This window comes from Dyadobacter sp. SRI_021 (genome assembly GCF_057586235.1).
Window position 1 is genome coordinate 97,876 of the sequence record NZ_JBYCZM010000008.1, and the last position, 21,158, is coordinate 119,033.

Below are 21,158 nucleotides of genomic sequence, written 5' to 3' on the forward strand. Positions count from 1 at the left end.
GGCGCTGCCGTCGGCTGAGGCCATCGGAAATGGAATAAAATCGAAAATCCATTGCATGCGCTGCCCGTCGGCTGAAGCCAACGGAAATGGATTGAAGATAAAACCATTGCATACGCCACCCGTCGGCTAAAGCCAACGGAAATGGATTAAAATGAAAAATCCATTGCCCCGGGTTTTAACCCGGGGGATCAATAGCAAAAGAATAGCAAATCAATAGCAAAAAGATTTTTTAACCAGGGGTTTCAACCCCTGGCCTTGACGATCAACCTTACAGCAAAATGGAAACAATCACCGACACAATTAATGCAGTAACCTGGCACATGGCATGCTACGTCGACGATATCCCGGAGGACGGCGGAGGCTGCGCGTTTATCAGCGGCAAGCAAATTGCCATTTACAATTTTGCGAGAAGGGGAGAGTGGTATGCCACCGACAACCAATGCCCGCATCGCCAGCAGATGGCCCTTTCGCGCGGAATGATCGGCAGCCACGCAGAAGAACCGAAGGTGGCTTGTCCTTTTCATAAAAAAACCTTTTCATTGCAAACCGGACAGTGCCTGAACGACGATGAATACCGGATCAACACCTTTCCGGTGATGGTGAAGGAGAACCGCGTATACATCGGCCTGTAAGCCTTAGGTAGCCAGGCTAGCTTACAACAGGCGGCCAAAGGAGCCCTCGCAAGACGGAAGCGCCGTCCGGTCGCAGACCTAAATCATCCAGGAGGTCGCCCCCTGGTCTATGACCCCTGGTAGTTAACAAATGGAGAGACTCGACAAGCGCGTAGCGGGCAGCCTGACGCGGTTTTATGTGGTGGCATTGTGTGTGGTAGCTTTGCTCACCGTGAGTGGCCTGTTTCTAATCAGGCGTACGATCCGTAGCCTCAACCACGACAGCCGACTGGTAAACGTGGCAGGGCGCCAACGGATGCTCAGCCAGCGCCTAACCAAGTTGGCCGTGTTGAAAATCAATGAGTTCGAGCATCGCGACTCCGTGAATTTCGGCTCGTTGCTCAAATTGTGGAAGGATAGCCACGAGAACCTCGTATCCAGAAAATTGCCTGTCGAGAAAGGTTTTGTCACCTGGAAGAGCCAGCCTCTGGACACTATGTTCCACGAACTGGCTCCCGTTTTTGACAATATTTACGAGAATTTATTGATCATCAGCCGCGATGACGCCGATGTAGCCGCAAAGCAGCGGGCATTGGCGCAGGTCCTTGACAACGAGCCGAGGTTTCTGTCGCAGATGAACCGTATTGTGTTCCAGTTCGATAAGGAAAGTTTTGAACGGCTTCAAAACCTGGAACGCATTGAATGGATACTGGATTTGATGACGATCCTCGTACTTGTGGCGGAGGGGTTGCTGATTTTCAGGCCGGTAGTGAATACAACGCGTCGAGTTGTGCGGATGCTGACAGAATCGGAAGATGCATTACAACTTTCCAATCAGCGATTGAAAGAGGCTAATAGCCAGCTTGTCGAAACGCAGAAAGAGCTGCTGCGTCTTGAAGAGGAAAAATACGAACTGCAATTAGCCGAAGACCGCGTCAGGGCAGGTGCGTTGATAGAAGGGCAGGAAGAGGAGCGGAAGCGCTTTGCGTTGGAGCTGCACGACGGAATAGGCCAGATGCTGACCGGGTTGAAACTTCACGCGGAAAAATTGAAAGCTGTGCAGTTTCACGATGAGAAACACCAGAAGCGTTTCGACCAACTGGTGACGTTGATCCAGGACATCATTCAGACAACCAGGCAGGTATCATTTAATCTGATGCCTTCGGTACTGAGCGATTTCGGGCTGGCGTCGGCATTGAAACTGCTCTGTCAACAGACGGCCGATGTGTCGGGGATCAAAATTTTGTTCGAGGGCGAGACCAGCGAACGCATTCCGATGAGCCGGCCGATGGAAATCGGCTTGTACCGAATTGCCCAGGAAGCATTAAACAACGCAGTGAAACATGCGAATGCGGATCTGATCAAGATAAAATTGGAACAAAATAAGAATCGCATCGTTTTGGAAATTGCGGATGACGGAAAAGGATTTTTAATTAGTAATTTAAAGTCAGAAGGACAGTTCCTGACCCGTAACGGAATGGAGAATATCCGTACGCGCACCCGACTTCTGAATGGAGAAATAGAGATTAGTTCCAAAGTGGATAGCGGCACGAGATTGGTCGTTCGGGTTGATTTATAATGACTTATTGCTGACTAGCTAACCATATATGCCTATTCGGATTTTAGTTGTAGACGATCATTCGGTAGTGAGGCAGGGCATTATCACCCTGCTCGAAGATGAAGAAGACCTGATCATTGCCGGCGAAGCCTCGGACGGAGACGAAGTGTGGGATATGGTCGAAAAAGTGAAGCCCGACGTGATCTTGCTCGATCTGACGATGCCCCGTATGCCGGGCCTGGAAGTGATCAAGCAGATCGTACCGGTATTCCCGTCTGCGAAGATCCTCGTATTCAGTATGCACAATAATACCGATTATATGCTTTCGTCGGCGTTAAACGGCGCTTCGGGATATCTGGAAAAGGATACCGGGCGTGATGAAATGCTTAGGGCGATCCGCGCTATTGCCAGAGGCGAACTCTATTTTCCACCGTTCGCGTCGTCGGTGATTATCAAAAACCTACTCAAGCAGCTCGCCCGCGTAAGCGACGCACGGCCCGTGCAGGAAGAAGTCCAGGAAAAATCGATCTGGAAAATTATAACCCCACGAGAACAGCAGATCCTCAAATGCCTTACCGAAGGAATGAGTAGTAAGGATATTGCCGAAAAGTTCGACATCAGCTCCAATACCGTCGCCAATCAGCGCGCGAGTATCATGAAAAAGGCCAACGTGAAGAACACGGCCGAGCTGATCAGCCTTGCAATGAAGTAACTTATGGCCTGATTTTTATGCTGTTCAAGCCCAGTTACCGGTTTCGGAAGCGAACCGTCAATCAAACTGGGATACAATGGACAGGATATGCACCTTCATTTTGAGTTTTATATTGCTCTTTGCAATTGCAAATGCACAGGTTAAATCAGCCGTCAATAAAACGGTACCCAAGAAGAGGATCGTCTTTATCGCTGGTCCCGATAGCCACGGCAAAGGAGAGCACGAACACAATGGCGGTTGCACATTACTCGCAAAAGCCCTCAACGACAGTCTGCCGGGCGTGGAAGCCGTGATTGTACGCAATGGCTGGCCGCAGGACGAATCGGTATTGGACAACGCGGCTGCCATTGTTTTCTACCTTGATGGCGGGGGGGCTGACCATCTGGAGTTGGTGCATGCTGCTACAATGGAAAAACTCGTTGCGAGGGGGACGGGTATTGTTAACCTGCATTTTTCCCTCGAAGTGGACGCCCAGGCTGGCGGCGACCGTTTTTTGAAATGGATAGGAGGATATTTTGAAATCAACTGGTCGGTAAACCCAGTCTGGGAAGCCAGTTTCGCGCGCTTTCCCGACCATCCCGTTGCGCGTGGCGTAAAACCTTTCAGCATTCTCGACGAATGGTACTACCATATGCGTTTCGCGCCCGGTATGAAAGGTGTGACGCCCATTTTGCAGGCATTACCGCCGGAATCCACACTGGACAAGCCCGATGGCACCCATTCCAACAACCCCGCAGTACGCGAGGCGGTCATCACCAGAAAAGAACTACAAACCCTCGCCTGGGCCTTCGAGCGGCCCGATGGCGGCCGGGGATTTGGTTTTACCGGCGGGCATATGCATAAGAACTGGCAAAACGACAACTTCCGAAAACTCGTACTGAATGCCATCGCATGGGCGGCAAAAATCGACGTTCCGGCTGATGGCATCCCTTCTGCAACTCCTACTGATAATGAGTTGAATGCGCTCACGAAGCGAGTGAATTGAGCAGTCAGGATTAAATTTTTTTAATCCGTAAATTTCTTTCACGGGTTTTGCGTTACTTGCTGTAATAACCCGGTGGTCCTCACGCGACGGAAACGAAGCAGGCCCATTGCTGTTTGTGTTGAAGTCAAGATGAAATACGGTTTCCAAGAACCGCGTAAGCGCCCTAACAATACTATTTTTTTGTGGCTCACCCTGCTCTTTGCCGGACAATGGCCTGTCTATGCCCAAACCGATTCCACAGTCGCAGTACCGTCTCGTATTCCTACGCAATCCACAATTATTTTACCAAAAATTGAGGCTATACCGGACACAATGGGCACTTTAAGCCGGGTTTCCGCACAAAACAAGGTCAAGCTCTTTTTCAATTTTGATGCGCGGGGGACATTTATCCAGCATAAGCATATCAACGTTTTCGGAGTCAATGCAGGGATTACTTTCGGCGAGAAACGCAACCGCCTGACGGCGGGCTACTATTGGCTGGGGTATAATGCAGCGCGGCGGCTGGTTAACTGGCGGAAAATGTTTCCGAATCCTCTCAATCTCTCTTACTACACCGCCACCGACGTCCGTTTCGCCAACTTTGCCTACTGGCACACCGCGATCCGCAACAAACGCTGGGTGTTATCTACTCCGCTGGAAATTGGCATCGGTAACGAAAGCACCCGTTTCCGCGACCTGTTCGACAGCGTTATATCCGGCTCGCGAAAAGACTATTTTATTCCCTTGCAAGTAGGCGTATACGCCGAATACCGCGCATTGCGCTGGGCGGGCATCAATTCCCAGATCGGCTACCGCAACGCCCTCTCTTCCGGCGAATTCCGCGAACGTTTCAGCGGGTTTTATTACAGTTACGGAATTAACCTTTATCCTGAGGCGATCTGGCAGGATTTCAAGAAGTGGAGCAAGCGAAAATCAAAATCGCAGGCGCTCGATAATGCGTCCCAGCCGGTTGGACATTAGGCGTGGGTTTGCTGGTGGTGTGTCAAACCCAAATTTCCACGAATTTCAACCAATCCCTTGCGTTTTCAAATTCTTTAAATTTACTTTGTCTATCAAATTAGTAGATTTTGTCTGTTAACCACCAGCAGACGAGATCAATACCACAATCTTTTTCAAACATGAAATCGATGGATCGTTATTCTTCGCGCAGTATTGGTATGCCTATGGTGGGCCCTTTCGGTTATTCCTTCGCTCTTGCAACCTGTTGCTGTTGTTGAGCTGCTTCTGACGGTTGTTTGTGCCGTAGTTCTGATTTTTACTCTGTTATGCATCATCCATTAAGCTGTGGGCCGGCTGGTCCATACTCCCAACCATTTTTTATAGTATGAAGAATTTTAAAACAATCTTTCTGGCGGCAGGCCTGGCGCTGGCTGCTTTCCCAAATGCAATTGCACAGGAAGCGAACGATAACAAGGTGATCATCACCGGCGTGCGGTTTGCTTATCCGCTGGTTGACAAATGGATCAAAGAATATACCGCTGCCAATCCCAAGGCACAGATCGTGATCGAAACGCGCACGATCACGGATCCGGCGAAATATGACTTGCTGATCGAGGCTTATGATCAGGACAAGGAAGTGAAGGACACCCGCGAATATATTTCGATCGGTCGCTATGCATTGTTGCCGGTAGCGAATGTGAAATCCGCTTTCGCGAAAGAATATGCAGATAAAGGACTGAATGAGAAAACATACAAGCAAATCTTCTTCCACGATATTTACGCAGAAAAAGACAAGTCGCTGACGACGCAATACACTATTTACACACGCTTGCAGAAGGCCGGGGCACCGCTCACTTTCGCGAAATATTTCGGTTACGAGCAGCAGAATATCAAAGGCAAAGCCATTGCCGGCGCCGATGAGCATTTGATCAAGGCGCTCCTGAAAGACGAGACGGGCATTACGTACACTACGCCGGGCCTCGCTTATGATCTGCAAAGCCGCAAGCCGCTAGACGGGCTGACGATCATTCCTGTCGACCTGGATGGCAACGGCCGGGTCTCCAAAGAGGAAAAAGCATTGGAAAACCTGGACCAGGTGATTGCGACGCTGGAAGCCGAAAAAGTGAAGAATGTACCGGTTGAAAACATCCATTTTTCGATCGCAAAAAATAACTCCAATCCTGAGGCCAAGAAATTCCTGCTTTGGGTAGCGGCGAATGCCGACAAGGACCTCCACCAATTCGGTTATCTGAAAGCCGATGCCAAACGCCTGGCCGACGAAAAAGAGAAACTGGAAAGATTTCAGGCTGTAAAATAAGGTTTGCAAGCCCGCGGGCACGACGTACGTCGTGCCCGCTTCTTCTACTCCATTCATTCCAAAACCTTTATGACAAAACGACTATTATCCGCCCTGACCAGGCAGCGGCTGAGCCTCTTTGTGCTCGGCACTGCCGTTTTTGGCCATGCATCGGCCCAACACGACCCCGTTCAACCATTCAGGGGGAAAATCGGAAAGACGATCGAAGAGACCGAACAATGGTGGCAGGAGCAGCCTAAGGCGCCCAAAGGTGCCCCAAATGTAGTATGGATACTGCTCGATGACGTCGGTTTCGGTGCCACCTCCGCATTCGGCGGGTTGATCGATACCCCTAATTTTGAAAAGCTGGCCCGGGGAGGCTTGCGTTACACCAACTTCCACACCACCGGCATTTGCAGCCCTACGCGCGCATCCCTGCTCACGGGCAGGAACCCGCACGCGGTAGCGATGGGGCATCACGCCGAATTGGGAATTGGCGCACCCGGGTATAATGGCAATATTCCGTTCGAAGCGGGGACCGTGGCCGAGATTTTCAAGGAAAATGGCTACAACACCTTTGCATTAGGTAAATGGCATGGAAACCAGCCGCGTGACCTCACGATCGCCGGGCCGTACAATCGCTATCCGACCGGTCGGGGCTTTGAGCATTTCTACGGCTTCCTCGGCGGCGCTACCGATCAGTGGCACCCGCAGTTGGTGGAAGAAACTTCACCGATCGATATCGAGCCTAATACGAAGCATTTGAACCAGCTTCTTTCTGACAAGGCCATTTCCTATATCGCGAACCAGAAGTCGGCCGACCCGGAAAAACCTTTCTTTCTATACCTGGCTACCGGCGCCGCCCATGCACCGCATCACGTTGCACGTGAGTGGAGCGACAAGTACAAAGGCAAGTTCGACGGAGGCTGGGATGAGTATCGCGAAAAAGTCTTCCAGCGGCAACTTGCAGGCGGCTTGGCGCCCAAAGGTACGCAATTACCTCCGCGGCAGACGGGTATCAAACCATGGGACTCACTTTCTGCCGATGAGAAGAAGATTTACGCCCGTTTTATGGAAGTGTACGCAGGCTTTCTTTCCTATACCGACTACGAAGTGGGCCGGGTAGTGAATTACCTGCAACAAATTGGCCAGTTGGATAACACGCTGATTTTCCTCGTCGTGGGAGATAATGGCGGTAGCAAGGAAGGAACCTACACAGGTACCACGGGCACGGCCGAGAAGTCGGCCGGAGACGATATCAAGTTTCTGTTAGCTCAATACGACAAACTGGGCACCGAATACAGCTATCCCAATTATCCCCTGGGCTGGTCGCAGGCTACCAACACGCCATTCCGTTACTGGAAAAGTGATGTGAATGCCGAAGGCGCGTCGCATACCACGCTCATTGTACATTATCCGAAAGGCATTACCGATAAAGGGGGGCTTCGTGCGCAATACACGCATGTAACCGACATTTTGCCCACGACCATCGAACTCACCGGTGTGAAGGTTCCGACCGAAATCAACGGATACAAACAATGGCCATTCCACGGCACGTCGCTGGCCTATTCGCTGAATGACGCAAAGGCCGCGGCGCGGCATACACAGCAGTATTACGAGCTGCACGGCGGTCGGGCCATCTACAAGGATGGCTGGAAAGCAAGCGTTTATCACCCGAGGAATACATTCGGGGAGGAAACGACGGATGTCAATTTCATCACGGATTTCAAGCGTGACAAATGGGAGCTTTATAATATCAATGAAGACTGGAACGAGATCAACGACCTCGCCGCCCGATATCCCGAAAAACTGGAAGCATTGAAAAAGTTGTTCGACGAGGAGGCAGAGAAATATAATGTGTACCCGCTTAAAAATTTCCGCGCAGGGCTTACCCCGCCTCCCGTTCGGCTCAAAACCGTGATCTATGAAGGTACGACCATTAAGACACGGGTTTATATTGGAAAAGGGCCGGTGGATATCACCGCGGAAATAGAGACGGGCAGTAATGCGGAGGGGGTGATTTTCGCTAATGGCGGCTTGCTGGGCGGAAGCAGCCTTTATATAAAAGAGAACAAACTACATTACCTGCTCAACAACGGTCTGAAAGAGATAGTACTGACATCCACCAAACCCTTGAAAGAAGGCCCGAACACTGTTCGCATTGAATTTGCCGCCGATCAAAAACTGACCTTGCTTGTAAACGGCGAAAAGGCGGCAGAGCAGGCGGGTATCGGTATCAAATACCTCGCTTCGGCTTCCTCCGACGGGTTTAGCGTTGGGAAGGACCTCAATTCCCCGGTTACCAAAGATTATCCCGGAACTTTTGCCTTCAATGGTCGGGTGAAGGAGCTGGTCATCGAACAACACAAGGAGAATCAGGAGAAAGTGGGTTTATTACAAAAGGAAAAGTAACATTTTGATGATCCTTCCATGAGAAAATTACTGATAGCTGCCGCGCTGCTGGTGGCCGCCCTGACGACCCAGGCGCAACGTAGGCCCAACATCGTCGTAATCCTCGCCGATGACCTTGGGTATGGTGATATCGGCACATTCGGTGCGACGGATATCCGCACGCCGAATATCGACGGGCTGGCCGTGAACGGTATCAAATTGACATCGTTTTACTCCACTTCGCCTGTGTGCAGCCCTACGCGTGCTGCGCTCATCACGGGCCGGTACCCGCGCAGGATGGGGATCGATCATGTGTTTTTCCCCGAAAGCTTTACCGGCATTCCTTCCGACGAGGTCACCATCGCCGAGGCATTGAAAGGCAACGGCTACCGCACGGCGATCTTCGGGAAATGGCACCTGGGCCATCACAGGCAGTTTCTGCCTTTACAGAATGGGTTCGATGAATATTATGGAATTCCGTACAGCAACGACATGATGGGCGTAGTGTACCTGCGTGGAAACGATGTGGACAGCATTAAGGTTAATCAGAAATACATCACCCAGACCTACACCAAAGAGGCGGTACGCTTCATCGACCAGAATAAGGATAAGCCGTTCTTTCTCTATATTACCCATAACATGCCCCACGTGCCGATTTACGCTTCGCCTAAATTTGAGGGAAAATCGAAAAGAGGCTTGTATGGTGACGTGATCGAGGAGCTGGATTGGAGCGTGGGAGAGGTGGTGAACGCATTGAAAAAGAACGGGCTGGAAGAAAATACGCTGGTTGTATTCACAAGTGACAACGGTCCCTGGCTGATATTCGATGTGGAAGGCGGCTCGGCCGGGCCGTTGCGGCAGGGGAAAGGAACCACTTTCGAAGGCGGGCAACGGGTACCGGCCGTAGCTTACTGGCCGGGTAAAATCAAGCCGGGAACGGTTTATGACGATCTGGCATCGCAACTCGATCTTTATCCGACGATTATCAGCCTCACAGGCAGTCAGAAAACGCAAACCAAAAAGCCGCTTGACGGAGAGGACATCAGCCCGGTGCTGTTTGATATAGGGAAGCGGAAGGGCGATGAATTTGCCTACTATTCCAACGGCATTATCGAAGCATATCGCAAGGGCGACTGGAAGATCCGGCTGCCGCAGAAGGATGTGAAAGCCGGCAATACGGTGATCGTTGCCGCTGCGGATACATTGCTGTTTAACCTCAAAAACGACATCGGGGAGCAGCATAATCTTTTGAAATCCAATCCGGCGAAAGCAAAGGAACTGCTGGCCTCGCTGGAAGCCTACAAAAAGAAGATAGGCGATACCCCGCCGCCGCTCGTGCAGCGGATGCCATCGGACGATAGCCACATCAAAAAAAGAGCTGAGCGGGCCGCTGGAAAAAATACTGGCAAATAAGTAGTTTTGGAATGGTTATGCATTTTGATAGCCATTCCAATTTTAATTTAAACAGCCATGAAAAAAATCACAACCACCGCCCTGGGGCTTTCATTTGCCCTGTTTTCTCTGCTCACCTCTGCCCAGGCGCAGGACATTGCGCTCAAACCTTCATTGCTTACACCCTTTCAGGTGACCGTCACTGCCACCGATTACAAAGGGAAATCCGCCGTCGCATTGGAAATGCCCAAAATGGCTACGAACGAAAAGACGCTGGCCGTGTTGAAAGACATAGATTTTCATAACGGTACTATCGAAGCAACAATTTCGGGCCAGCCGCAGGCGAATGCGGGCGAAGGCGCGCGCGGGTTTGTGGGGATCGCGTTCAGGGTAGCTGCGGACACTTCCAAAATGGAGCTTTTCTACATCCGCCCTACCAACGGCCGTGCCAACGACCAGGTGCGCCGCAACCATTCCACGCAATACGTTTCCATGCCCGGGTTCCCCTGGGAGAAGCTGCGCAAGGAAACCCCGGAAAAATACGAAGCCTATGCCGACATGGTACCCGCTGAGTGGACCAGGGTGAAAATTGAGGTGAAGGACGAGACTGCTAAATTCTACATCAATGGTGCCCCTCAACCGGCATTGATCGTCAACGACCTCAAACAGGGCAAAGACTTGCGCGGAGGCGTGGGTTTATGGATCGGGCCGGGTACACTCGGGCACTTTACCGATTTGAAAGTAACCAAACTGGATTAATCGGTTCCTATTGAAAGTAACCGTTCAAAATATCTCAATAATGCGGGATTATGCTTGCATTATTGAGATATGTAAGTTTACTTTGCCGATCAAATTTATAGAGTAACTATTTTATTGAAATCCAGTCGACCGGAAATAACCACCATTTCCAGACGGTACATCTACAAATGCCTGTAATGCTTTAAACACAGGGGCAGGGTTTCGCATGTACGTTGAATTGCGTATATGAATTAGCGTTATGTTTCTGCGCCGGTACCCGCAATTGGGGTAGCTCCGTGCCATGCCTTTGAGTATTTACTAAACCCGCTTAACACTAATCAATGAGAAAGTACCTTTACGTGGTTCTGTTCCTGACAGGCTTTTTGCATTATTCCTACGCCCAGGAAACGGTTACCGGTGTGGTGAAGGACGCCTCCGGGCAGACGATACCCGGGGCGACGGTCGTCCTCAAGGGCACAGCCCGCTATACCGCTACCGATCTCGACGGCAAGTTTTCCATTCCTGCACCCGACGATTTTCCCTTCACGCTGCAAGTAAACCTGACCGGTTACCAGCAGCAGGAAATCGACATTTATGAATTGACCGGCGAGCCCGCGGAAGTTGTTCTGAAAACAGCCAATGTACTCGACGAAGTAGTCGTGATTGGCTACGGGACACAGAAAAAGGGCGATATTACCGGTTCGGTAGCGTCGGTGCCGCAGCTGGCTTTGAAACAGCCGATCAGCTCTTTCGATCGTGCATTGCAGGGCGCAGCGGCGGGCGTGCAGGTAACGCAAACGTCGGGGCAGCCGGGCGCGGCCGTGAGCATACGCATACGCGGGGGCAACTCCATTACCGGTGGGAACGAACCATTGTACGTGGTCGACGGCTTTCCGGTGTACAATAGCAATGCCGACGCGAGTGCAGGTGTGACCGCCGGGCCGAGTATCAATGCGCTTTCCAGCCTGAACCCCAGCGATATTGAATCCATTGAAGTGCTGAAAGACGCGTCCGCCACAGCGATTTACGGTTCGCGCGGCGCTAACGGCGTGGTGATTATTACCACCAAAAAGGGAAAAGCAGGGCAAAATACCCTGACGTACGATGCGTACTATGGTACCCAAAAGGTATTGAAAAAAGTGGATGTGCTTACCAGCGCCAGGGACTGGGCATTGCTCAAAAACGATGCGCGTGCCAATTCGGGAAAGGCACCGTATTATACCCAGGCGCAGATCGATGCATTAGGCGAGGGGACCGACTGGCAAAGCGAAGCATTCCGCCCGGCACCGATCCAGAACCACCAGCTGTCGTTAACCGGTGGGGATGACCGTACGCGCTACTCGATTTCCGGGAATTACTTCAAACAGAACGGCGTGCTGCGCAATACCGATTTTGAGCGGTATTCGGGGAGGATCAACCTCGACCGCGATTTTTCTTCCAAATTGAAAGTAGGTGTAAACCTCACGGCCAGTAAAATCACCGCGCAGGTGGCTAACAACGGTGTCGTAAATGCATTGCTCGCCATGCCGCCGACGGTGAATGTGTATGATGCCAGCGGAAAATATACCTATCAAAGCGAGTTCGAGACGCCGCTGGGTAACCCGGTCGCCACTTTGGAAAGAGAAGTGAACCGGACCAAAACCTATCGTGTGCTTGGCAATGTGTATGGGGAGTATACCTTTCTGGAAGGTCTGGTGGGAAAGGTGTCGTTTGGCGCCGATGTGATCAACAACAAGCAGAACCGCTATGTACCGTCGGATATTTACCAGGGAGCAAACTCCAACCCGACGGGCAAGGCTTCGGTGGGAACCAAGTTTTCGTCGACCTGGCTGAACGAGAATACATTAAGTTATTCCAAAACTTTTAACCGGAAGCATTCACTGAACATTGTAGTCGGGTACACACAGCAGGCATTTGAAACCGAAAGCGCCATAGCTGCGTCCGAGGCGTTTGTGACCGACCAGTTGGAATACAACGACCTCGGAAGTGGCTCCGTGTACAGCCAGCCGTCGTCAGGCTCGTCGGCCTGGGCACTGAACTCCTGGCTAGGGCGTATCAACTATTCCATCGATCAGAAATATATTTTTACCGTGAGTGGTCGTGCCGATGGATCTTCCCGCTTTGGGAAGGATAAGAAATGGGGCTATTTCCCTTCCGCGGCATTTGCGTGGAATATTTCGAGAGAGGATTTCCTTTCAAACTATAAAACCATCAGCAATCTGAAACTCCGCCTGAGCGCCGGGGTGACGGGTAACCAGGAGATAGGGCAGTACCTTTCGCTGGCGACTTTGAATTCCAACACCTATTTCTTCGGTGGGCAGACCTACACTGGTTTCGCGCCGAACCGCATTGCCAATCCCGATCTCGGATGGGAAACCACCGCACAATACGATGCCGGTATTGATCTTTCATTGTACAAAAACCGCGTCAATTTTGTGTTTGATGCCTATTACAAAAAGACGACAAACTTGCTTCTGAATGTACCGATCCCTTACACGACCGGGCAGTCGACCGCATTGCAGAACTACGGTTCGGTAGAGAACAAAGGGATTGAGCTGGGAATTAATACCGAGAACTTCACCGGTGCATTTACCTGGAATACCAACTTTGTATTTTCCATTAACCGTAATAAAGTGCTAGCCCTCGGTGACGGGGCCAATTACATCATTTCCGGTGCCAATATCGCCAAGGTGGGCCAGCCACTCGGGTCATTTTACGGGTACCAAACCAACGGCCTGTTCCAGATTGGCGACGATATCGCCAACCTGCCGACCATTAACCCGGCGACTACCAAACCGGGCGACCGCCGCTACGTCGATATCAATGGCGACGGTAAAATCACACAGGCCGACGACCGGACGCTCATTGGTAATGCACAGCCGAAATTTCAGGGAGGGATTACCAACACCTTGTCCTATCTCAACTTCGATTTCAGCTTTTTCTTCCAAGGGACCTATGGTAACAAACTTTTCAACCAGAACAGGCAGCAGCTCGAACTCCTGACCGGCCAGCAGAATGCTTCTATAACCGCATTGGAGCGCTGGACGCCGACCAATCCGACCAATGTAATCCAGCGGGCATTCGAAGACCCCGCGGCTGTGAATACCAGCCGGTACGTGGAGGACGCGTCGTTCCTGCGCCTGAAAAACGTGACGCTAGGCTACAATTTGCCCAAAGCCATCGCTTCCAAAATTCACGCGAGCCAGATCAAGTTGTACGTATCGGCGGCCAACCTGCTTACCTGGACCAAATACACCGGTTTCGACCCCGAAGTGAGCCGCAACGAGCAGAGTACGCTCACGCAGGGAATCGATTACAGCGTGTATCCCGGCAGCAAGTCGTTTCTCGGCGGTCTCAGTATTTCGTTCTAAACATTTTTGTGAAGTGTCGGACCCTGTCATTTGTAGTCATTCATAGTCATGTATTGTCATTGAAGTACAATACTTGACAACAAATGACAGTCCTGACCATCCCTGACCACATCTGACCATCCCTGACTACATCTGACTATCCCTGACCACATCTGACATTCCATGACCACATCTGACCATATATGAAAAAGATACTATTACTGATAATGGGCATTTCCAGCTTCACGGCCTGCACGGACCTGAACGAGGATCCAGCCTCCCTCATTACCACCGAACAATTTTACAAGACCGAAAGCGACGCGCTCGCCGCCGTGACTGCCGTGTACAATGCGGCGCTAAATAACGGCGGGCTTACGATGTACAACCGGCTGTTTCACCTCGCATTCGAAATTATGTCCGACGATGCCATCGCGGGCCTGCGTGTGACGAATGCCGACGTGCGCACGATTTCTGTACTGGCGCATTCCACGACCAACGACCGCGTGGATGAATTGTGGAGAGAAAGTTATTTGGCTATTAATAGGGCCAATATCGCCATAGCGCGCATTCCACACATTGAAATGGACGCCGCATTGCGCACCAGGCTCGTGAACGAAGCGAAATTTTTGCGCGGGCTACTGTATTTCAATATGGTACGGCTTTGGGGCGACGTCCCGCTCATCCTTGAAGAAAATGGCTCATTGGGTAATGAGGCGATTCAGGTGGCGCGCACACCGAAAGAGGATGTGTACAAGCAGATTATCCAGGATCTGACCGATGCGGAGGCATTGCCTAACTCCTTCACTGGTGCCAATGCCGGACGGGCTACCGGTGGCGCTGCCAAATCGATCCTGGCGAAGGTTTACCTGACGCGCCAGGAATGGGACAAGGCTGCTGCAAAAAGCCTCGAAGTGATCGATGGGCCTTATGGCTACGATTTGTTCGAGAACTTTGCGGATGTTTTCAATGTGGCCACCAAGAACGGGAAAGAGCATATCTTCTCGGTACAATGTAAATCCAATGTCAACGGGCAGGGTAACCGTCTCGCTTCGTCGGCCACGCCGGTAGGGATACCCGGGGTGGCTTCGGCGGGGACGGACGAGCCTCATGCCGATGTATACAAGCTGTTCAGCGAGAAGGACAAGCGCCGGGATGTGACGTTTTTTACCTCGCTTGTAAGCCCTACCACCGGAAAGGAGATCACATTCCCGCCGCGCTTTTTCAAGTATTTCGACCCGGCGCAGATCGCTAATCCGACGGAATCGGCCAGGAACATACCGGTAATCCGATTTGCCGAGATACTGCTGATTTACGCAGAAGCATTGAACGAGGGTAACGGCCCCACTTCCGATGCCTATGCCGCCGTGAACCGCGTCCGCAAGCGCGCGGGACTCGATGCATTGTCCGGTTTGAGCAAAGACGCGTTTCGCGAAGCGATCTATCTGGAGCGCCGCCTGGAACTGATGTTCGAATTCCAGCGGTGGTTCGACCTGATCCGCACGAAACGGATGATCACCGCATTGCACGCGGCCGGCAAAACCAATGCCGCCGAGAAGCATTACCTGCACCCGATCCCGCAGCGTGAAATGGATTTGAACCCGAAACTCGTGCAGAACCCGGGCTGGGAATAACGGTCTTAAACATTTGAAATATGCAAAAGATCATTCTGAAAATCGTGGTTTTGCTGAGCCTGTTACCCGCCTGTGCCTTCGCGCAGGCGAAAGACCAGCCCAACATCCTCTTCATCCTGGTCGACGACTGGGGCTGGACCGACCTGAGCTCGGCAGGGAGCAAATACTACGAAACCCCGAACATCGACCGGCTCCGGAAAGAGGGAATGTGGTTTTCACAGGCCTATTCCGTCGGTCCGAACTGTGCGCCGAGCCGTGCGTCGCTGATGACGGGCAAGTACACGCCGCGCCACGGTATTTACACCGTGGGTAATGCCGATCGCGGCAATTCGGCGGACCGCAAGCTGATCCCTGTCGAAAACAATACTGTGTTAAACCCCGCATTCGTGACCATCGCCGAGGAGCTTAAAAATGCCGGGTACAGTACCGGGCTGATCGGCAAATGGCAGCTGGGTGGGAAAGCCAAAGGCGCCGATGCACATGCACAGGGATTTGAGCACGTGATAGGCGGAACCGGCGGTACGAGTGCCTATTTTTATCCTTATAATAGAGATGGTAAAGCGTCGCCGCACGAAGGCATTACCAGCGGCCAGGAAGGCGAATACCTCACCGACCGGCTGACCGATGAGGCGGTGAAATTCCTGGATGCCAACAAGCAGAAGCCGTTTTTTCTATACCTGTCGTACTTCGCCGTGCATACGCCCATTGAGGCCAAGGCGGATATCATTTCCAAATACAAATCCAAAAAAGGAAACGCGTACCATCATAACCCCGTCTATGCGGCGATGATCCAGAGTGCCGATGAGGGAATAGGCCGTGTTTTGAAACAGCTCGACGCTTTAAACCTGGCAAAGAATACACTCGTCGTGTTTTTCTCGGACAATGGCGGGATGGGTGCCGTGACCGCCCAGCATCCGTTGCGCGGCTCCAAAGGAATGCTTTATGAGGGGGGCGTACGCGTGCCGCTGATCGTGAAATGGCCGGGCAAAACCAAGGCAGGCTCACAGACTGACTCGCCCGTGATCGGCATTGATTTTTACCCGACGTTGCTGGAAGTGGCTCATATTCAAAAACCGTTGAATGCGGATGTGGACGGACAAAGTTTCGCCCCGCTTTTGGCAGGCAAAACGGCCGCACAGCGTGACATTTTCTGGCATTTCCCGGCCTATCTCGAAGCTTATAAGGGCGACAAGCGCAATAAGGACGCATTCCGCACGAGGCCGGCAAGTACCATTCGTTCCGGCGATTTTAAGCTGCACCAGTTTTATGAAGACGGGCATGTGGAACTGTATAATATCCGCGCGGACATCGGTGAAACGAAAGATTTGGCCAAAACCAATCCGGCCAAAACCAAAGAGTTGAAAGACAAGCTCGAAGCCTGGAAGCAAAAGACCAACGCGCCGATCCCCACTCAATTGAATCCGGAATACGCACCCGGAAAGCCTGGAAACGCTTCAAGTAACGTGGATACACCCGGCGTCCGAGGCGAGGAGTAATCAGTTTTTAATATCGCAATAAGATGAAGAACCTGTTTAAAATCAGTACAGTAATACTGGCGGTGGGCCTGACCGTTCACTCGGTGACGGCGCAGCATAGCCCTCAGCAACCCTGGCATGGAAAGGTCGGCAAGACATTGCAGGAATCGACGCCATTTCATATTCAATACAATAAAAAGGCCGCGAAAGGTGCGCCCAATGTGGTGTGGATTCTCATTGACGACGCGGGTTTCGGCGCCACGACGGCATTCGGCGGGCTGGTAGAAACCCCGAACATCGAAAAGTTGGCGAATAATGGGCTGCGGTTTACCAACTTCCATACCACGGCCATTTGCTCGCCTACACGCGCGGCCCTGCTCACTGGCAGGAACCATCATTCGGTACACGTCGGCTTGCTGACGCCGGCTGCGGTTGATTTTCCTGGGTATGATACCTACATTCCTTTCGAGAAAGGTACTGCCGCGGAGGTGTTGCGGGAGAATGGTTATGCCACATTCGCGTTGGGTAAATGGCACCTTGTTCCAGTAACCGAAAACTCACAGGCCGGGCCGTTTAACCGCTGGCCCACCGGTCGCGGTTTCGACCATTACTATGGGTTCCTGCCCGGTGCCACCGATCAATGGCACCCCGAGCTTTGGGAGGATGTGACGAAGCTCGATATCGAGCCGAACACCAAACATCTGAACGAACTCCTGGCCGATAAGGCGATCAAATACATTGCCAACCAGAAATCCGTAGATGCGGACCGGCCGTTTTTCCTGTACCTCGCGACGGGCGCCACGCATTCACCGCACCAGGTAGCGAAAGAGTGGATTGACCAGTACAAAGGCAAGTTCGATATGGGCTGGGACAAGTACCGCGAGATCGTGATTGAAAAACAGAAGAAACTCGGTATTATCCCGCAAAATGCGGTGCTGCCCGAACGTAACCCGGGCGTCAAGGAATGGGCTGCATTGACGGAGAAGGAAAAGAAAGCCTATGCGCATTTCATGGAAGTGTATGCGGCATTTTACACATACACCGACTACGAGATCGGCCGTATTGTGAACTACCTGGAACAGATCGACCAGCTCGATAACACGGTCATTGCGGTGATTTTGGGTGACAACGGGGCGAGCAAGGGCGGTACCCAGCACGGTACGATCAGTCCGCAGATTAACCGTTTGCAAGGCGAGGCCCGGATCGATGCCATTCTGAATGCCCGCGATCTTATCGGTACCGACGAGTCGAGCACGGATTACCCTATCGGATGGGCGGCGGCAGCCAACACGCCATTCCGTTACTGGAAAGGCGATGCCAACACCGAGGGGGGCACGCGTAACCCTATGGTGCTGTATTATCCCAAAGGCATTAAGGAGAAAGGAGGCATCCGTAATCAGTACGGGCATGTGAACGATATTTTGCCTACGACACTCGAACTGGCAAAAGCCGAGGCGCCGAAGGTGATCAACGGCTATAAGCAGGAGCCTTTCGAGGGTACGAGCCTTGCCTATGCCGTGGATCAGAAGAACGCTCCTTCGCAGCATACGGTACAGTATTATGAGATCGCCGGCGCATTGTCCATTTACAAAGACGGCTGGAAGGCTTCGAAAGGGCATTCGGTTTGGGAAGGTTTCGACGCGGGCAGCAAGGCAGATCCGTCGGGCAAGTCGGTGGATTTCAGTAAAGATGTGTGGGAATTGTATAACCTGAATGAGGATTTCAATGAGCGCGTCAATCTGGCCGCTGAAAACCCGGAGAAGCTGAAAGAATTGCAAGCTGTTTTCGATCAGGAGGCGAAGAAGTACAACGTGTACCCGCTGAAAGATTTCACCGCGCATGATATGCCTGCGGGGCGGACAGTCTATGGGAAAATGCCTGAAATCACCCTTTTCCCCGGGGTCGATAACCTTGTAGGCGTAAGCAGCCCGCTGTATGACGGACGGTCGTTCACGGTGGATGCAGAAGCGGATATTGCTACGGGTAAAGAGGAGGGCGTACTTTTTGCGGTAGGAGGGGAGAAGAGCGGTATCAGCTTGTTCGTGAAGGACGGGAAGTTGCATTATGCGCACAAAACTGCCCGGGATTCGTACCGTTTGGCTTCAATCGGTGCCATCCCGACAGGCCGCGTGCATTTCAAACTGATTTATGAATTTACCGGTCCCTCGGAAGGCAGCAAGTCGGTGGGTAAAGAGACGGTTTATATCAACGACGAAAAGATAGGCGAGCGCAGCTTCGCGGCTACGCAGGCACAGGTGCAGGGACCACGCCAGATCGATGGCACGGACGTTGGGCGCGACCAGAAGTTTCCGGTTTCGGACCAGTACCAATCGCCATTTGCATTTACAGGAAAGTTGAAGAAGGTCACAATCCGGTATCAATAGATTTTTGAAATAATCATTTATAACATGTTTAAAAAACGAATCGGCCGGCTCTTGCTGGCGGCTGCGCTCACTGCGACGACCGCTGCCGCGCAAACTGTTTTTGCCCAAAAGAAACCCAATGTGATCGTAATCCTGGCCGACGACCTGGGCTATGCGGATCTGGGATGTTACGGCAGCGAAATCCCGACGCCTAACCTCGACGAGTTAGCCCGGAATGGCGTAAGGCTCACCAATTTTTACAACACCGCCCGCTGCTGCCCCACGCGGGCAGCCCTGCTGACGGGGGTGTACAGCCATCAGGCGGGTATCGGCCACATGATGGACGACAAGGGGGCAGACCATCCCGCCTACCGCGGGCAACTCAACCATAACAGCGTGACCATCGCCGAGGTCATGAAAAGCGCCGGCTATTTTACAGCCATGACCGGTAAATGGCACGTCGGGCACCAACATGGTGTGTATCCGTCGAACCGCGGCTTCGACCGCTCGCTGCACGCGCCTGCGGGAGGATTTTATTATGGAAATGGCAATAATGCCAAGCTTTTTCTGAACGGACAGGAAATTCCCAACGACTCGGACAAGCTGCCGAAAGACTGGTACTCGACCGACCTTTGGACGGATTATGGCCTGCGCTTCATCGACGAGGCTGTGGCTGATAAAAAGCCGTTTATGCTCTACCTCGCCCACAATGCGCCGCATTTTCCCTTGCAGGCACCCGAAGCGGACATCGCCCGATTTCGCGGCAAATACCTGAAAGGCTGGGAAAAGCTGCGCCAGGAACGGTATGAAAAGCAGATCAAGCTGGGGCTGGTGGACCCATCGTGGAAGCTGCCGCCTATTAACCCGAATGTGAAGAAATGGGATAGCCTGAGCGATGCGGAGAAGAAACGTTACGACGACATGATGGCGATCTACGCCGCGGTGATTTACCGGCTCGACAAAAGCATCGGCGACCTCGTGGCAGGGCTCAAAAAGCGCGGTGTTTTTGACGATACCGTCATTCTTTTCGTGTCCGACAATGGCGGTAATGCCGAGCCGGGGATCGAAGGCCGTTACGAGGGCGATCAGCCGGGTACCGCTAAATCCACGGTATTCCTGGGCCAGGGCTGGGCGGAAGCCGCTTGCACACCGTTCTGGGCCTACAAGCACCACACGCACGAGGGTGGTATTTCTTCGCCGGGTATTATCTCGTGGCCCGCGGGTATCCCTGCCGCACGCAATGGCAAGTTGGAACGTCAGCCGGCGCACATCATCGACATTATGGCGACCCTGGTGGATCTTGGTAATGCGAAATACCCTTCTACTTATGCAGGCAATACGATCCAACCGCTGGAAGGCGCCAGTCTGAAACCTGCTTTCACCGGCAAGCCTGTCAATCGCAGGAACCCGATTTTCTGGGAACACGAAGGCAACCGCGCTATCCGTGACGGTAAATGGAAACTGGTAGCAGAAAAAACCGAGAAATGGCAATTGTACGACGTGGAAAAAGACCGCACGGAATTGCACGACCAGTTCGACAAACAGCCTGAAATTTCCCAAAAACTGGTGGCCAAATATGAAGAATGGTACAAACGCGTCGGCGCGGAAGATTATGACAAGACCTTCAAATGGTTTTATGACTACGACAAAGCCAAACAAGAAACCGGCGCAGGAGGCGGGAAGTAGCATTTCACTATTCATGACAATATCTGACCA

14 protein-coding genes are annotated in these 21,158 nt (G+C 52.1%); all 14 read left to right on the forward strand.

Features of this window, described 5'->3' with window-relative positions; all coding sequences use genetic code 11:
- The first annotated feature begins 278 nt into the window (after window positions 1-278).
- Window positions 279-632: a nitrite reductase small subunit NirD gene (gene nirD / locus AC2YIT_RS23505; protein WP_430843626.1), complete on the forward strand. Its 354-nt coding sequence runs from the start codon at window positions 279-281 to the stop codon at window positions 630-632.
- 130 nt (window positions 633-762) lie between these two features.
- The gene (locus AC2YIT_RS23510) at window positions 763-2,190 is read left to right on the forward strand and encodes a sensor histidine kinase (RefSeq protein ID WP_487280782.1); all 1,428 of its coding nucleotides are present in this window, start codon (window positions 763-765) and stop codon (window positions 2,188-2,190) included.
- A 28-nt stretch (window positions 2,191-2,218) separates the two neighbouring features.
- Window positions 2,219-2,881 carry a response regulator transcription factor gene (locus AC2YIT_RS23515; protein ID WP_487280783.1) on the forward strand — a complete coding sequence of 221 codons (663 nt, stop codon included), beginning with the start codon at window positions 2,219-2,221 and terminating at the stop codon, window positions 2,879-2,881.
- Window positions 2,882-2,957: 76 nt separating this feature from the next.
- On the forward strand, window positions 2,958-3,866 hold the full coding sequence (locus AC2YIT_RS23520) for a ThuA domain-containing protein (protein ID WP_487280784.1): 909 nt from the start codon (window positions 2,958-2,960) through the stop codon (window positions 3,864-3,866).
- A gap of 312 nt (window positions 3,867-4,178) precedes the next feature.
- On the forward strand, window positions 4,179-4,826 hold the full coding sequence (locus AC2YIT_RS23525) for a hypothetical protein (RefSeq protein ID WP_487280785.1): 648 nt from the start codon (window positions 4,179-4,181) through the stop codon (window positions 4,824-4,826).
- A gap of 364 nt (window positions 4,827-5,190) precedes the next feature.
- Complete coding sequence (locus AC2YIT_RS23530) at window positions 5,191-6,123, forward strand: type 2 periplasmic-binding domain-containing protein (protein WP_487280786.1); 933 nt, start codon at window positions 5,191-5,193, stop codon at window positions 6,121-6,123.
- Between the two features lie 69 nt (window positions 6,124-6,192).
- Window positions 6,193-8,514: an arylsulfatase gene (locus AC2YIT_RS23535; protein WP_487280787.1), complete on the forward strand. Its 2,322-nt coding sequence runs from the start codon at window positions 6,193-6,195 to the stop codon at window positions 8,512-8,514.
- 18 nt (window positions 8,515-8,532) lie between these two features.
- A complete protein-coding gene (locus AC2YIT_RS23540; RefSeq protein ID WP_487280788.1) occupies window positions 8,533-9,906 on the forward strand; it encodes a sulfatase family protein in 1,374 nt (457 codons plus the stop codon).
- A gap of 57 nt (window positions 9,907-9,963) precedes the next feature.
- Window positions 9,964-10,644, forward strand: a complete 681-nt coding sequence (locus AC2YIT_RS23545; protein ID WP_487280789.1) for a hypothetical protein — start codon at window positions 9,964-9,966, stop codon at window positions 10,642-10,644.
- A 320-nt stretch (window positions 10,645-10,964) separates the two neighbouring features.
- A complete protein-coding gene (locus tag AC2YIT_RS23550) occupies window positions 10,965-13,994 on the forward strand; it encodes a SusC/RagA family TonB-linked outer membrane protein (RefSeq protein ID WP_487280790.1) in 3,030 nt (1,009 codons plus the stop codon).
- A 182-nt stretch (window positions 13,995-14,176) separates the two neighbouring features.
- Window positions 14,177-15,604, forward strand: coding sequence for a RagB/SusD family nutrient uptake outer membrane protein (locus AC2YIT_RS23555; protein ID WP_487280791.1), 1,428 nt, complete (start codon window positions 14,177-14,179; stop codon window positions 15,602-15,604).
- A 20-nt stretch (window positions 15,605-15,624) separates the two neighbouring features.
- The gene (locus tag AC2YIT_RS23560; protein ID WP_430843637.1) at window positions 15,625-17,100 is read left to right on the forward strand and encodes a sulfatase; all 1,476 of its coding nucleotides are present in this window, start codon (window positions 15,625-15,627) and stop codon (window positions 17,098-17,100) included.
- Window positions 17,101-17,123: 23 nt separating this feature from the next.
- Window positions 17,124-19,463, forward strand: coding sequence for an arylsulfatase (locus AC2YIT_RS23565; protein ID WP_430843638.1), 2,340 nt, complete (start codon window positions 17,124-17,126; stop codon window positions 19,461-19,463).
- A gap of 24 nt (window positions 19,464-19,487) precedes the next feature.
- Window positions 19,488-21,128 carry an arylsulfatase gene (locus AC2YIT_RS23570; protein ID WP_487280792.1) on the forward strand — a complete coding sequence of 547 codons (1,641 nt, stop codon included), beginning with the start codon at window positions 19,488-19,490 and terminating at the stop codon, window positions 21,126-21,128.
- Window positions 21,129-21,158: the final 30 nt, after the last annotated feature.

Coding starts and splice junctions, on each gene's coding strand:
- nirD (WP_430843626.1), top strand. CDS start 279: ATGGAAACAATCACCGACACAATTAATGCAGTAACCTGGCACATGGCA.
- AC2YIT_RS23510 (WP_487280782.1), top strand. CDS start 763: ATGGAGAGACTCGACAAGCGCGTAGCGGGCAGCCTGACGCGGTTTTAT.
- AC2YIT_RS23515 (WP_487280783.1), top strand. CDS start 2,219: ATGCCTATTCGGATTTTAGTTGTAGACGATCATTCGGTAGTGAGGCAG.
- AC2YIT_RS23520 (WP_487280784.1), top strand. CDS start 2,958: ATGGACAGGATATGCACCTTCATTTTGAGTTTTATATTGCTCTTTGCA.
- AC2YIT_RS23525 (WP_487280785.1), top strand. CDS start 4,179: ATGGGCACTTTAAGCCGGGTTTCCGCACAAAACAAGGTCAAGCTCTTT.
- AC2YIT_RS23530 (WP_487280786.1), top strand. CDS start 5,191: ATGAAGAATTTTAAAACAATCTTTCTGGCGGCAGGCCTGGCGCTGGCT.
- AC2YIT_RS23535 (WP_487280787.1), top strand. CDS start 6,193: ATGACAAAACGACTATTATCCGCCCTGACCAGGCAGCGGCTGAGCCTC.
- AC2YIT_RS23540 (WP_487280788.1), top strand. CDS start 8,533: ATGAGAAAATTACTGATAGCTGCCGCGCTGCTGGTGGCCGCCCTGACG.
- AC2YIT_RS23545 (WP_487280789.1), top strand. CDS start 9,964: ATGAAAAAAATCACAACCACCGCCCTGGGGCTTTCATTTGCCCTGTTT.
- AC2YIT_RS23550 (WP_487280790.1), top strand. CDS start 10,965: ATGAGAAAGTACCTTTACGTGGTTCTGTTCCTGACAGGCTTTTTGCAT.
- AC2YIT_RS23555 (WP_487280791.1), top strand. CDS start 14,177: ATGAAAAAGATACTATTACTGATAATGGGCATTTCCAGCTTCACGGCC.
- AC2YIT_RS23560 (WP_430843637.1), top strand. CDS start 15,625: ATGCAAAAGATCATTCTGAAAATCGTGGTTTTGCTGAGCCTGTTACCC.
- AC2YIT_RS23565 (WP_430843638.1), top strand. CDS start 17,124: ATGAAGAACCTGTTTAAAATCAGTACAGTAATACTGGCGGTGGGCCTG.
- AC2YIT_RS23570 (WP_487280792.1), top strand. CDS start 19,488: ATGTTTAAAAAACGAATCGGCCGGCTCTTGCTGGCGGCTGCGCTCACT.